The sequence below is a fragment of the Nakamurella deserti genome (assembly GCF_003260015.1).
In the GTDB taxonomy this organism is placed as follows: domain Bacteria; phylum Actinomycetota; class Actinomycetes; order Mycobacteriales; family Nakamurellaceae; genus Nakamurella; species Nakamurella deserti.
Map to the genome: position 1 here is coordinate 719,685 of NZ_QCXS01000003.1, position 13,481 is coordinate 733,165.

Here is a 13,481-nt window from a genome sequence, read left to right on the forward strand (position 1 = left end):
CGTCACCTCCGGTTCTTCGGGTCGAGGGCCTCGCGCAGCGATTCGCCGACGAGGGTGAAGCCCAGCGCCACGATGATGATCGCGATGGCCGGCAGGAAGGCCAGGTGCGGCTGGTAGTCGATCTTGGTCTGCGCCTCGCCGAGCATCTGCCCCCACTCCGGGGCCGAGGCGTCCTGCGACCCCAGCCCGAGGAACGACAGCGCCGCCGCGTCGATGATCGACGTCGCGACCACGATGGTGGCCTGCACCAGGACCGGGCTCATCGAGTTGGGAAGCATGTGGCGGAAGACGATCGGCGTCCGCTTGACGCCCAGCGCGGTCGCCGCCAGGACGTGGTCGGTGCTGCGCTGGGCGAGCATCTGCCCGCGGAGCAGCCGGGCGAACACCGGGATCTGCACGATGGCCACCGCGATGATCACGCTGAGCTGGTTCGGCCGCTGGAACAGGATGGCGATCGAGATGGCCAGCAGCAGCGAGGGGATCGACAGCAGCACGTCCACGACCCGCATCACCAGCGTGTCGACCCAACCCCCGAAAGCGCCGGCGAGCAGCCCGAGCGCCACGCCGCCGGCCAGCCCGATCAGGGTGGCGGCGACGCCGACGAGCAGCGTCTGGCGACTGCCGAGCACCATCCGCGACCACAGGTCGCGGCCGAGGAAGTCACTCCCCCACGGGAAGCCGGGCTGGGCCGGGGCGAGCGTGTTGCGCGCCACGCTCACCTGGCCGCGCAGCAGCTGCGCCGCCGGGTCCTGGGTGGCGAGCAGGCCGGCGGTCGCGGCCAGCAGCAGGAACAGGCCGATGATCACCGCGCCCACCCAGAACACCGGGGAGACCTTGAGTCGGCGCCAGGCGTCCTTGAGGAGCGAGACGCCGGTGTCCTCGCCGCTCCCGGCGAGGGCGTCGATGCGCTTCTTGCGGGCCGTGCCCAGGGTCGCCATCATCGGGCCGCTCCCGTCGTGCGGATCCGTGGGTCGATGACCGCGTACGACAGGTCGACGATCAGGTTGATGAGCACGTAGGTCGCCGCGGCGGCCAGGATGATCACCTGCAGCACGGGATAGTCCTTCTCCCGGAACGACTGCGCCAGCGCCGCCCCGAGTCCGGGGTAGGCGAACACCGTCTCGGTGAGCACCGCACCGGCCAGCAGCGCGCCGGTCTGCAGGCCCACCGTGGTGACCACCGGCAGCAATGCGTTGCGCAGGATGTGCCGGCGGCGGATCACCGGTGTCGCCAGGCCTTTCGCCTCGGCGGTGCGGACGTAGTCCTCACCCTGCACGTCCATGACCGACGAGCGGGTGATGCGGAAGATGACCGCCAGCGGGATGGTGCCCAGCGCGATCGACGGCAGGATCAGGTGCTTGAACGCGTCCCACGCGGCGTCCCACTCGCGCGTCATCAACCCGTCGAGGACGAAGAACCCGGTGATGCGGGTGGCGCGCAGCGTCGGGTCCTGACGTCCCGACGGCGGCAACCAGCCGAGCTTCACGGCGAACACGAACTTCAGCAGATAGGCCAGGAAGAACACCGGCACCGCGAAGCCGAGCAGGGTCGCGACGATGCCGGCGTTGTCCAGGATGCCGCCCTTGCGGCGGGCCGCCATGTATCCGAGCGGGATCCCCAGCACGATCGCGAAGAGCATGGCCCCGATGGCCAGCTCGATCGTGGCCGGGAAGCGCTGCAGGAACACGTCCAGCGCGGGGGTGCCCGGGATGACCTTGGCGGAGACACCGAAATTGCCCTCGAAGACCCGGCCCAGGAACTTGAAGTACTGGACGATCAACGGGTCGTCCAGACCCAGCACGGTGCGGATCTCGGCGATCTTCTGCGGGGTGCAGCGCTCACCGCAGATCGACGAGGCAAGGCCCCCGGGGATCGAGCGCAGCCAGAAGAACAGCAGCATCGACAGGATGAACAGCACGACGACCAGCTGGCCGACGCGGCGGACCGTGTATCTCAGCACGGGCACCATCCGGTGGGGTGGCGTCTCCGGGCGTTCCGGAACGGCATGGGAGTGCTCCTGACGATGGCGGCGGCGGTGTCAGTGGTGCGGCGAAAAATACAGGGTCCACGAACGGGTGCGGCCACCCCGGGATGACGCTCCCGGGGTGGCCGCGGTGTCGCAGGTGCGGGCGTCAGTTCGTCTTGTAGGCGCCCACGAAACGCTCGTCGGTCAGCGGGCTCGGCACGAGACCCTGCACGGCGGCCGAGACCACCAGCGCCGGCGGCGAGTGCGAGATCGGGACGGCCGGCAGGTACTCGCCCATCAGCTTCTCGTTGAGCGTGACGTACAGCTCGGCCCGCTTGTCGGCGTCGGGCTCGCTGTCGGCGGTGGCCAGCTCCTCGGAGAGCTGGGCGCCCCACGGGTAGTCGGCGGTGTCGAACCGGCTCGTCGGGTCGGAGAAGAACGTGCCGATGAAGTTGTCCGGCGAGTTGTAGTCACCGGTCCAGCCGAGCAGGAAGGCGTCGGCCTGCTGGGCGTCGACGCCGTCCAGGTAGCCACCGTTCCACGGCTTGGACGTCTCGTTGACCGTGATGCCGACGGCCTCGAGGTCGGCCTTGAACGCCTGGAAGATGGCGCTCGGGTTCGGCATGTAGGGCCGGGAGACCTCGGTCGGCCACCAGAAGTTCAGCGTCAGGTTCGACTGCCCGGCCTCGGCGAGCAGCGACTTGGCCTTCTCCTGGTCGTAGTCGTACTTCGTGACGGTGTCGGTCCAGCCGTCGACGGTCTTCGGGTAGAACTCCAGCGCGACCTCGGCCCCCTCGGGCAGCTGGCTCGTCACGAACTCGCTGCGGTTCAGGGCGTAGGCGATGGCCTGACGGACCTTGAGATCGAGCAGGGCCGGGTTGTTCTTCGGGTTCAGGCCCAGGTAGAGGACGTTGAAGGCGGGACGGACCAGCACCTGGTTGCCCTCGGCGGTCAGCGCCTCCCAGTCACCGGGGCTCGGCAGGTCGTAGCCGTCGATGGTGCCGGCCTGCAGCTCCTGCTTGCGCGCGGACTCGTCCGGGATGATCTTGAAGATCAGCGTCTTGGACTTGGCCTTGTCGCCCCAGTAGTCCTCGTTGCGGGTCAGCTCGACGGTGCCGTTGGCGGTGTCGTACTTGCTGAACGTGAACGGGCCGGTGCCGGTCGGGTGCTCCAGCGCGTAGGCCGGGTACTTGAAGGAGTCACCCTCGGCGACCACGTTGTTCGCGTCGTACTGCTCCAGCGCCGCGGGCGACTGGATGGAGAACGACGGCAGGCCGAGGATGTTCGGGAACTTCGAGGTGACGCGGGTCAGCTCGATGACGGCGGTGCCGGCGTCGGAGGCGGTGCATTTCGAGTAGATGCTGGGCACCGCGGCACCCGCGTCGTCCACCTGGTCCTTGAAGCCGCCCATGGTGTCGCTCCAGTACTGCGCCTGGGTCGCCCCGGCACCCGACTGGGAGTACATCCGGTCGAAGTTGAAGCAGACCGCGGCGGCGTCCAGGTCGGTGCCGTCGTGGAACTTCACGCCCTGGCGGATCTTGAACGTCCAGGTCAGGCCGTCCTCGGACGGTTCCCACGACTCGGCCAGCGACGGCTCGATGTCGGCGGTGCCCGGTGTGTAGGCGACCAGGCCCTCCGTCATCTGCCGGGTGACCTTGAAGGTCGCCCCGTCGGTGGCGTACAGCGGGTCGAACATGCTGGGCGCGCCCTCGGCGCCGAAGATGATCGTGCCGTCCGTCGAGGCGGGCTCGCCGGTGGCGCCCCCGCTGCTCTCGCCGACCGGCAGGGTGCCCTCGGCGCCGGAGTTGTTCTGGCTGGCGATGCTCTCGGTGTCCCGGCTGGACGACGCGCACGAGGCCAGCGTGACGGCGAGTGCCGCCGCGGTGGCCGCGGCGAACACGCGGCGTGTTCGGTGGGGACGCTTCACAGGCATTCCTTTCCTTGCGGTCGCCCCACCCGGGCGGGTGGGTCGGGACGACCGGACTGTCTGACGGCGGGTGGTGCGGGTGCTGGAGAAGAAGGGTGCGGCAGGGGTCGAGGTCGGCGACGGGCGGTGCGGCGGAACAGGTCGGCGGCGGTCGCGATGGTCGCTCACCGTCCCGGCACCCGCGCGGCGGGGGCCGGTCCGGTCAACGGCCGCAGCATCCGCCGGACGGACGGCGGACAGCCGTACATCCTGCGGTCGAACCGGACATGGAGCCCAGATTTCGCGTACCGCTCCGACGGGTGACGACATTCCGCCGGAGCAGTAAAGGCACCGTACGTCGACGGTCGGTGCCCGGACCACACCGGGGGGCCGATCGTTACCTTTCGGTAGCTCCGTCCGGGTGACCGGCGGCGGCGGCGGTGCACCCCGGGTGACCACCCGGCGGCCGTTCCGGCCCGCCCGGGTGCAGGCGCTGATCTGCGACAATCGACGGCGGCCAACAGCGCACCACGAGGAGAGCCATGACCATCGATTCCGACGTCCGCCCCGACGCCACCGACGCCCCCCCGGCCGCCGCCTGGCCGGGGCTCAACGCCTCGCTGGCCGAGGCCGACCCGGAGGTCGCGGCCCAGATCGCCCAGGAGCTGCGGCGTCAGCAGAACACCCTGGAGATGATCGCCTCGGAGAACTTCGCCCCGGTCGCCGCACTGCAGGCCCAGGGAAGTGTGCTGACCAACAAGTACGCCGAGGGCTACCCGGGGCGGCGCTACTACGGCGGCTGCGAGTACGTCGACGTCATCGAGACGCTGGCCATCGAGCGCATCACCGCGCTGTTCGGGGCCGGCTTCGCCAACGTCCAGCCGCACTCCGGCGCGCAGGCCAACGCCGCCGCCATGCAGGCGTTGATCAAGCCGGGCGACACCATCCTGGGTTTGTCGCTGGCGCACGGCGGCCACCTCACCCACGGCATGCGGATCAACTTCTCCGGCCTGCTCTACAACGTGGCGGCGTACGAGGTGAGCAAGGAGGACCACCGGATCGACATGGACGAAGTCGCCCGGCTGGCGGAGCAGCACCGTCCCCAGCTGATCATCGCCGGCTGGTCGGCCTACCCCCGGCACCTCAACTTCGCCCGGTTCCGCGAGATCGCCGACTCCGTCGGCGCGTACCTGATGGTCGACATGGCCCACTTCGCCGGCATCGTCGCGGCCGGGCTCCACCCGTCGCCGATCCCGCACGCGCACGTCGTCACCACCACGACGCACAAGACGCTCGGCGGCCCGCGCGGCGGCGTCATCATGACCAACGACCCGGCGCTGGCCAAGAAGATCAACTCGGCCGTGTTCCCCGGCCAGCAGGGCGGTCCGCTGGAGCACGTCATCGCGGCCAAGGCCGTCGCGTTCAAGATGGCCGGCGACCCGGCGTTCAAGGAGCGGCTCGAGCGGACGCTGTCCGGCGCGCGGATCCTCGCCGAGCGGCTGACCGCGGGCGACGTCACCGAGGCCGGGGTGTCCGTGCTGACCGGCGGCACCGACGTCCACCTGGTGCTGGCCGACCTGCGCAACTCCGACCTGGACGGCAAGGCGGCCGAGGACCGGCTGCACGACATCGGCATCACGGTGAACCGCAACGCGGTGCCGTTCGACCCGCGGCCGCCGATGGTGACCTCCGGCCTGCGGATCGGCACCCCGGCGCTGGCCACCCGCGGCTTCGACGACACCGACTTCGCCGAGGTGGCCGACATCATCGCCGCCGCCCTGGTCGAGCCGGCCGGGGAACTGTCCGCCGAGGTCACAGCGTCGCTGCGGGCCCGGGTGTCGGCGCTGGCCGCCGCGCACCCGCTCTACACCGAGCTCTGAGGCGCCGCTTTCCGCACGGGCCCCGCCACACGGCGGGGCCCGTTCCGCGTGGGCCGGGGACGGCTCGTCAGCAGACGACCTGCTGGACGCGCGCGGTCAGATCGGCCACGACCCCCGTGGTGTCGCCGATGACGACGGCCTGGCTGCCGACGGGTGCGATGGGTGGGGTGGTGCCGACCGCGGTGCCCAGCGCGTTGACCGGATCGCGGCTCTTGTCGAAGATGCCGACCGTCACGTTCGCGCCCGCGGGGCACCCGGGCACGCTGAACACCATGATCCCGAAGCAGCCGCTGGCCTGATCCGGAGTGCAGTCGAACTCGTCGGTGGTCATCGGGCGGTAGCCCAGATCGGATCCGGCGGCGTAGAACCCCGTGGGCAGCTGCGCCGGGGCGTCCGTCGCGGCGGTACCGGCTGTCCCGGCCGTCGTCGTCGCCGGGTTGGACGCGTCGGTGCCGGGTGTCGCGGTGGGGCCGGTCGTGGTGCCGGGGCCGGGCGTGGTGTCGGGGCCGGGTGTCGCGTCGGGGCCGGGCGTGGTGCCAGGGCCGGGCGCGGTGTCGGAGCCGGGCGCGGTGCCGGAGCCGGGCGCGGTGTCGGGGTTTCCGTCGCCGGTCGCGGGGGGTGTGCTCGGTGCCGCCCGTCCCGGCGACGGCGCGACGGCGGCGGACGACGAGCCGCCGGGGAGCGCGGCGCCGTCGGTTCCCGGTCGGCCGGACACCGACGACGAACAGGCCGCGAGGGCGAGGGTGACCAGCCACAGCGCGACCGTTCGGCGCATCTGTCACCTCGGGTGTCCGGTCGGGCCGCCTCGGGTCGACGGTGTCGCGAGCGCGGCTGGCGGTGTTCGGGCGAGTATGCACCGGTACGGGAGGATCCGGCCCGGCGCGGGGCGTCGACCACGCACACGTCATCGTCCGGTCACGGCGTGTGACCCGCTCTCGGGGCGTCCGCCGTCCGTGACAGACTCGGGCCCCGGCAGACGACGAGCGGGGAGCGCCACACATGACGGCACGGATCGAGCACCTGACCACCTCGGGCACCTTCAGCCTGGACGGCGGCACCTGGGACGTCGACAACAACGTGTGGCTGGTCGGCGACGACTCCGAGGTGGTGCTCATCGACGCGCCGCACGACAGCGCGGCGATCACCGCGGCGGTCGACGGGCGCACGGTGACGGCGATCCTGTGCACCCACGCCCACGACGACCACATCGACGCGGCGCCCGCACTGGCCGACGGGCTCGGGGCGCCGATCCTGCTGCACCCGGCCGACCTCGAGCTGTGGGCGCTGACCTACGGCGACCGGCAGCCGGACGGCGCGTTGAGCGACGGCCAGACCTTCACCGTCGGTGGGGTGACGTTGCACGTGCTGCACACGCCGGGCCACTCGCCTGGCAGCTGCTCGTTCCACGTGCCCGAGCTGGGTGTGGTGTTCACCGGCGACACCCTGTTCAAGGGTGGTCCCGGAGCGACCGGCCGGTCGTTCTCCAGCTTCCCGATCATCGTCGACTCGATCCGTGACCGGCTGCTCACCCTGCCGCCCGAGACCGAGGTGCGCACGGGACACGGTGACTCCACCACCATCGGAGCCGAGGCGCCCGACCTCGACGAGTGGATCGCCCGGGGGCACTGAGCCTTCGCGCCACCGCGGTGTGGCCGACTTAGGTGTCCACCGCAGGGGCCACCGCCTGCTCGTCGGCCGCGTGTGCCTATCGAATCCGGGTCTGCCGAGCCTGCAGGGTGAGCACACCCGGATTCGTCGAGCAGATCCTGCCGCGTCCGGTCCTCGGCAAACGCATACGGGCCCTGGACCCTGGGTTTGCCCACCCACGATGGGTTCGCTCAGCCTGCAGGGTGAGCACACCCGGATTCGTCAGGCAGATCCTGCCGCATCCGGTACCGGCACACACGTCTGATCCCCAGTGGCTAGCTCTCCTCACCGGGAATGCGCTGCCCCGCCTGCCAGGTGAGCACACCGCGATTCGTCGGGCGGACCGGAGGCCGAGCCCACGACCGTGTGACTGCGGGAACCGGCGTCTGAGACCCGGTGTCCACCCCCGCGAGCTGAACGCAGCGCCATCCACGGTGGGACCGGGCACATGGCGTGGCGCCAGCCCGTCGCTCTGCGCAGAGTCTGCCCACCGAATGCGCGTCTGCGCAGCCTGCAGGGTGGGCACACCGATTCGACGCGCAGACCCGAGGCCGAGCCCACGACCGTAAGAGCGCGGGGTAGGCGGCGTCTGAGGGTCGGTGTTGTCGACCGCGTGTTGAGCGCCGCGCCCTCCCGGTCGGACCGGGCACTCGGCGTGGCGCCAGCCCGTCGCTCTGCGCAGAATCCGCACACCGCAGGTGCGTCTGCTCAGTCGTGGCGCCAACCCATTGCGGTATGCGGAATGTGCCCACCGAATATGGATCTACTCAGCCTGCAGGGTGAGCACACCCGGATTCGTCGGGCAGACCGTAGGCCGAGCCCGCTTAGGCTGATCATCCGAGCGGAGCGTCATGTACACCGCAGAGTTCAGCGTGCGGGCGAACCGCCGCGATCGGACGAGCAGGCCGGTCCGACGGAAACGGCACCGCCCGTCCGGGGATGACTAGCTCAGCCGTCGAGGCGGCGGGCGCCGAGCTGCTGGGTGAGCAGCTCGATGGCGGTGACCTCGGGGTCGCCGACCACGACCTGCTCCCGCGGGGTGTCGTCGATCTTGCGGACGTCGTAGTCGTCGGGGGCGTCATCGGTGTCCGGCGGGGGGTCCGGCACCACGCTCAGCGCGGGCCGCTTCGCCGGCGGGCCGCCGTCCGGCGAGTCGCAGCGGATCGCCCACTGCGCGGACAGCACCTCATGGATCGCCTCCCGCAACACCGACACGTTGCCCGGTTCCATCACCCGGCGAGCCATCGCCGCCGACGTGACCGTCAGGTGCAGCACGTTGTCGGTCAGGTCCGCGACGGTCGCCGCACCGAGCATCGCGTACGTCACGCGCTTACGACGCTGGACGGCGCTGAGGATCTCCGGCCACGACCGGCGAGCGTCGGTCACGTCCAGTGGCTTGCCGCCGGAAGGGCCGCCACCGGCCGGAGCATCGGCCGCAGCCGCGGCGGCAGGCCCGGCAGCGGACGCCGCCGGCGGCCGCGCGTCGGGTCGCTCCGTCGACGCCGCAGGCGAGGGGGCCGGTGCGACGGCTCGGCTGTCGGCGGTCGACGCCGCCGGACGATCCGGGGCGGCAGCGGGCCGTTCGGCCGTGGAACGCGGGGCCGGCGGCGGTCCGCCGCGATCAGCGGGCCGGGCACCGGACGTACGGGACTCCGACGGGCGGGACGCCGGGGGCGCAGCGGGCACCGGGTCGCCGTACTCCTCCTCGTCGGGCGGGGCGTCCGGCGGTGCCCAGTCGTCGGTCGGCGCCAACACCACCGGGGCATCGGCCGTTCCGGCCGGACCCGCGCCCGACGCCGATCCCGAGCGGGAACCGGACGGTGCGGCGGCACCGCCCCGCGCTCCCCCGGCCGTCGGCCGCCGGGACGCGGACAATTTCGGCGGTGCGGGCAGTCCGAGGGCCGGGTTGACCGAGGGTCGGGACGGTGACGCCGGCGGCGCCGCGGCGGCAGCGGGCCGTTCGGGCCGCGCGGGAGCGGCCGGGGCCGCAACTGGACCAGCCGCGGACACGCCAGCCGGAGCGCCAGCCGGAGCAGCCGCGGAAACGTCAGCCGGAGCGCCGGTCGGAGCAGCCGCGGGTGCGGCAGCCGGGGCAGCGGCGGCCGGGGCGGCAGCGGGGGCGGCCGGGGCGGCAGCGGGGGCGGCCGGGGCGGCGGGCACCGCGGGGGCTGCGGCCGGAGCGGCCGGCGCCTCCGGAGCACCGCGCAGCGACGGTCGGCGGTACCCCTCGGCCCCGGCGGAGCTCGCGGCAGCCGGAGCGGCGGCGGGCGCGATCGCCGGGACGGCGGTCGCACCACCGACCGCGGGAGGCCCGGCCGGCGCGGTGACGGGCACGCCGGAGCTGACCGCCTGCTCGAGCCGCTCGACCCGCTGTACCAAGGCGCCGTCGCCACCGGACGCGGCCGGCAGCAGCATCCGGGCGCACATCAGCTCCAGGGCGAGCCGGGGGGCCGTGGTCCCGCGCATGTCGGTGAGACCGGTGTGCAGCACGTCCGCCAGTCGGGTCAGCGTCCCGGGCCCGAGCCGCTCGGACTGCGCCTGCATGGCGATGACCTGGTCGTCCGGCGCGTCGATCAGGCCCTTGGCGGCGGCATCCGGCACCGCCGCGAGGATGACCAGGTCGCGGAAGCGTTGCAGCAGGTCGGCGGCGAAACGGCGCGGATCGTGCCCGGCCTCGACCACCTTGTCGATGGCGCCGAAGACGGAGGCGCCGTCGTCGGCGGCCAGCGCGTCGACCGTCTCGTCGAGCAGCGCGGAGTCGGTGACGCCGAGCAGGGCGACGGCGTGGCGGTAGGTCACACCCCCGGGGCCGGCTCCGGCCAGCAGCTGGTCGAGGATGGACAACGAGTCCCGGGCGGAGCCACCGCCGGCCCGGATGACCAGCGGGAACACCGCCGGCTCGACCTGGACCTGCTCCTCCGCGCAGAGCTTCTCCAGCAGCGTGCGCAACGTCGCCGGCGGAATCAGCCGGAACGGGTAGTGGTGCGTCCGCGAACGGATGGTCGTCATGACCTTGTCGGGCTCGGTCGTGGCGAAGATGAACACGAGGTGCTCCGGCGGCTCCTCGACGATCTTGAGCAGGGCGTTGAAGCCCTGCGCCGAGACCATGTGCGCCTCGTCGATGATGAACACCCGGTACCGCGACTCGGCCGGCATGTAGAAGGCGCGGTCGCGCAGGTCGCGGGTGTCGTCGACACCACCGTGGCTGGCCGCGTCGAGCTCGACCACGTCCAGCGATCCCGGCCCCTCGGGGGCCAGCGCGATGCACGACGGGCACACGCCGCACGGATCGGGCGTCGGGCCCTCGACACAGTTCAGCGAGCGCGCCATGATCCGGGCGCTGGACGTCTTGCCGCAGCCGCGGGGACCGCTGAACAGGTAGGCGTGGTTGACCCGGCCGGCCTTCAGCGCCGTGCGCAACGGCTCGGTGACGTGGTCCTGCCCGACCACCTCGGCGAAGGTCGCCGGGCGGTATTTGCGATACAGAGCGAGAGCCACGGATGAAGGCTACGTGCTGGGTCCGACAGTGGTCTCCGGGCTGCACACACCGGTTCACGGCCACCCGGCCGGAGACGAAAGGGGACCCCCGCACCCGTCAGAGCTCCCGGACCCTTGCTGCCTTCCGACCCTGGGGGAGTTAAGGAGATGGACGCCGCGGGGGTCCGTCGGCAAGCATAACGGCTCCCCGGGGCGCCCCGCACCCCCGCCGAGGTCGCGGCGGCGGGAGGTCCGGACCACCCCGTCCGGGCCGGTAGACTCCTCCGCGGAGGATTCGCCTAGTGGCCTATGGCGCACGCTTGGAAAGCGTGTTGGGGTAACTCCCTCAGGGGTTCGAATCCCCTATCCTCCGCCACGACATCCCTGACCGGGGCGTCACCCTTCGACGGCCCACAGCCCGAGTGCCGCAAGCGCGGCCAGCGTGAGGTCCGCCCGCGGCACCTCCAACTGGTGGGTCTTCACCACCGCCTCGTGGCCGCGACCCATCGCGACCACCATCCCGCCGAGCCGGTACGTCTCGTAGTGCGCCTCCGGGATGTCGGTCACCGTCCCCTCCAGGATCGGGTGCCCGGCCTGCCGGGAACGGCCCGACTGCTCGCGGAACCGGGCCTGGTAGCCGGCGAAGTCACCCCTGGTGTCCCCGGTCGGGAAGACCTGCACGGAGGCGCGTCGGCCGTTGCCGAACACCACCGTCCAGGCGTGCTGCCGGTGCTGCACGGCCGCCTCGCTGATCGTGGTGACGACCATCTCGATCTGGTCCTCCGACATCCCGCTGGCCCGGAGCTTGGCCTTGCGGGCCTCCTGCTGGCCGGCGACCAGCGCGCCGAGCGTCGGATGGGTGTCCGGTCCGGCGCCGTCGGGGGTGCCGTCCAACGGCGCCACCGAGGTGACCGGGATCCCGATGTAGCGGCCGATCACCGCCGGATCGACGGCCAGCAGGCCGCCGTCCAGCGCGGCCGGGAAGGGCGGTATCGCCGACAGGTCGGGCCCGGGCGCCGCGGACGGGAACGGCGCCGACCGCCCGGCTGCGCCGCCTCGCGTCTTCGTCCACCGCTGGAACATGTCCGCTCCTCCTGCTCGCGCCCACCTCCGAGAATGCGCGACGCGACCGTGCGCCGCCACCACGGGGGTCGCGGACCCGGGGCGCCGTCGGTACCGGCCACTACAGTTCGCCTATGACGCTGCTCGCTCGTACCGGCCTGTCGCTGCTCGCCGCGCTCGCGTTCATCGGGTTGCTACCGGGCACGGCCTTCGCTGCCCCGGTCAACATCACCGACCAGGCCGACGTGCTGAATGGGTCGAGCGTGACGCAGGCCGCGGCCCCCGTCGAGGGCGTGACCTTCTACGTCGTCACGCTGGAATCATCGAGCACCTCGATCGAGCGTGACGTGAAGGCCCTCGGCAGCGACGTGGGGTGGAACGGCTCGGACTGGCTGTCGAATGCCGTGGTCATCGCGGTGAACGTCGAGTCCCGGCGGTCGGCCGTCTACTACGGGGGCGGCACTCCGACGTCGATCGAGAACAACGTCGAGACCATCCGCGCCGCGATGACCAGCGACTTCCAGCGCGGCGACTGGAGTGCCGGCGTCGTCGCCGCCATCACCGAGGTGCAGTCCACGCTTGCTCCCGCACCGGCGTCCTACACATGGCTCTGGGTGCTGGCCGCGGGTGCCGTCCTGGTGATCGGTTTTCTGGTGTACCGAGGTGCGAAGACGGCCAAGGCGCGGCAACGCCAGAAGGCCGCCGACGAGCAGCAGGCCGCGGCGAACCAGCTCACGGCGGTGAACCTGCGGCAGCGCATCGAGGAACTCGAGGTGCTCATGGAGACGGTGCCCGACGGGCCACACCGCGACCCCCTCGAGAACGATCTGTCCGACGTCGACGTGGCCCTGCGGCGGCGTGAGGAAAGGGGCGGCCTCAGCGGCACGGACCTCGGGGTCCCCGTCGAGCAGGATACGCAGAATCTCGCGGGGTTGCAGGCGGTGTCCGACCGGGTGGCGGCCCGGCTCGCCGTGCTGCGTCAGGACACCGGCTGGCAGGACGCCTGGAACGACGCGGTCGCCGGCACCCGGCATCGGATCGGCACGCTGACCAGCGGTCAGGCACAGTTGATCGACGAGGAGGCGTTCGAGCCGATGGACACCCGCCCGCTGGACGCGCAGCTGGCCACCATGGCGGCGGCGGTCCGCGACGGCAGCACCTCCGTCGCCGACGGCATCGCCATCCTGGACAGCGTCGACAGCGCCGTCGCGGCCAAGCAGTCCGAGGTGGACGCCCATCTCGCGGCCATCCAACGCCAGCAGCAGGAGCAGGCCGAGCGAGATCGCGCCGCCCGCGAGCTCGCCGAAGCACGGAACCGCGACAACTCGGGCGGCGGTGGCTTCGGCGGCGGGTTCGGCGGGGCGGTCCTGGGCGGGATGCTCTCCGGTGGCGGCCGCCGACGACGTGGCGGCTGGGGCGGCGGCGGATTCGGCGGGGGTGGCTTCGGCGGAGGTGGCTTCGGCGGCGGGCGGCGCGGCGGCGGTGGCGGCTTCGGGGGCGGCGGTGGCCGGCGCGGCGGCGGCAGCAGCGGTGGGTTCTGAGC

At 72.1% G+C, this 13,481-nt stretch carries 9 protein-coding genes, 1 tRNA gene and 1 other RNA gene; 4 read left to right on the forward strand and 7 right to left on the reverse strand.

Annotation, left to right across the window (positions count from 1 at the left end; all coding sequences use genetic code 11):
* Positions 1-2: 2 nt before the first annotated feature.
* From DB033_RS16560 to DB033_RS16570, 3 genes are all read right to left on the reverse strand, one after another.
* Positions 3-941 carry an ABC transporter permease gene (locus DB033_RS16560; protein WP_111767981.1) on the reverse strand — a complete coding sequence of 313 codons (939 nt, stop codon included), beginning with the start codon at positions 939-941 and terminating at the stop codon, positions 3-5.
* Entirely contained in the window at positions 938-1,960 is a 1,023-nt protein-coding gene (locus DB033_RS16565; protein ID WP_111768394.1) for an ABC transporter permease, read from the reverse strand. The genes DB033_RS16560 and DB033_RS16565 overlap by 4 nt, the downstream gene beginning before the upstream one ends.
* A 172-nt stretch (positions 1,961-2,132) precedes the next feature.
* Positions 2,133-3,899: an ABC transporter substrate-binding protein gene (locus tag DB033_RS16570; protein WP_111767982.1), complete on the reverse strand. Its 1,767-nt coding sequence runs from the start codon at positions 3,897-3,899 to the stop codon at positions 2,133-2,135.
* Positions 3,900-4,414: 515 nt separating this feature from the next.
* Here DB033_RS16570 and glyA point away from each other — a divergent pair.
* Complete coding sequence (gene glyA, locus DB033_RS16575) at positions 4,415-5,752, forward strand: serine hydroxymethyltransferase (RefSeq protein WP_111767983.1); 1,338 nt, start codon at positions 4,415-4,417, stop codon at positions 5,750-5,752.
* Positions 5,753-5,819: 67 nt separating this feature from the next.
* Here the strand turns inward: glyA and DB033_RS16580 are convergent, their stop codons facing one another.
* Positions 5,820-6,527: a hypothetical protein gene (locus DB033_RS16580; protein ID WP_111767984.1), complete on the reverse strand. Its 708-nt coding sequence runs from the start codon at positions 6,525-6,527 to the stop codon at positions 5,820-5,822.
* 224 nt (positions 6,528-6,751) lie between these two features.
* On the opposite strand from DB033_RS16580, the gene DB033_RS16585 reads away from it, so the two are divergent.
* Entirely contained in the window at positions 6,752-7,381 is a 630-nt protein-coding gene (locus DB033_RS16585; RefSeq protein WP_111767985.1) for an MBL fold metallo-hydrolase, read from the forward strand.
* A 966-nt stretch (positions 7,382-8,347) separates the two neighbouring features.
* Here the strand turns inward: DB033_RS16585 and DB033_RS16590 are convergent.
* Positions 8,348-10,897: a DNA polymerase III subunit gamma and tau gene (locus tag DB033_RS16590; protein WP_111767986.1), complete on the reverse strand. Its 2,550-nt coding sequence runs from the start codon at positions 10,895-10,897 to the stop codon at positions 8,348-8,350.
* Positions 10,898-10,969: 72 nt separating this feature from the next.
* An RNA gene (ffs, locus tag DB033_RS16595) (signal recognition particle sRNA small type) lies at positions 10,970-11,068 on the reverse strand.
* A gap of 96 nt (positions 11,069-11,164) precedes the next feature.
* Here ffs and DB033_RS16600 point away from each other — a divergent pair.
* A tRNA-Ser gene (locus tag DB033_RS16600) sits at positions 11,165-11,252 on the forward strand.
* Positions 11,253-11,272: 20 nt separating this feature from the next.
* Here the strand turns inward: DB033_RS16600 and DB033_RS16605 are convergent.
* The gene (locus DB033_RS16605) at positions 11,273-11,959 is read right to left on the reverse strand and encodes a hypothetical protein (RefSeq protein WP_111767987.1); all 687 of its coding nucleotides are present in this window, start codon (positions 11,957-11,959) and stop codon (positions 11,273-11,275) included.
* A 113-nt stretch (positions 11,960-12,072) separates the two neighbouring features.
* Between DB033_RS16605 and DB033_RS16610 the strand changes: the two genes are divergently transcribed.
* On the forward strand, positions 12,073-13,479 hold the full coding sequence (locus DB033_RS16610) for a TPM domain-containing protein (RefSeq protein WP_111767988.1): 1,407 nt from the start codon (positions 12,073-12,075) through the stop codon (positions 13,477-13,479).
* Positions 13,480-13,481: the final 2 nt, after the last annotated feature.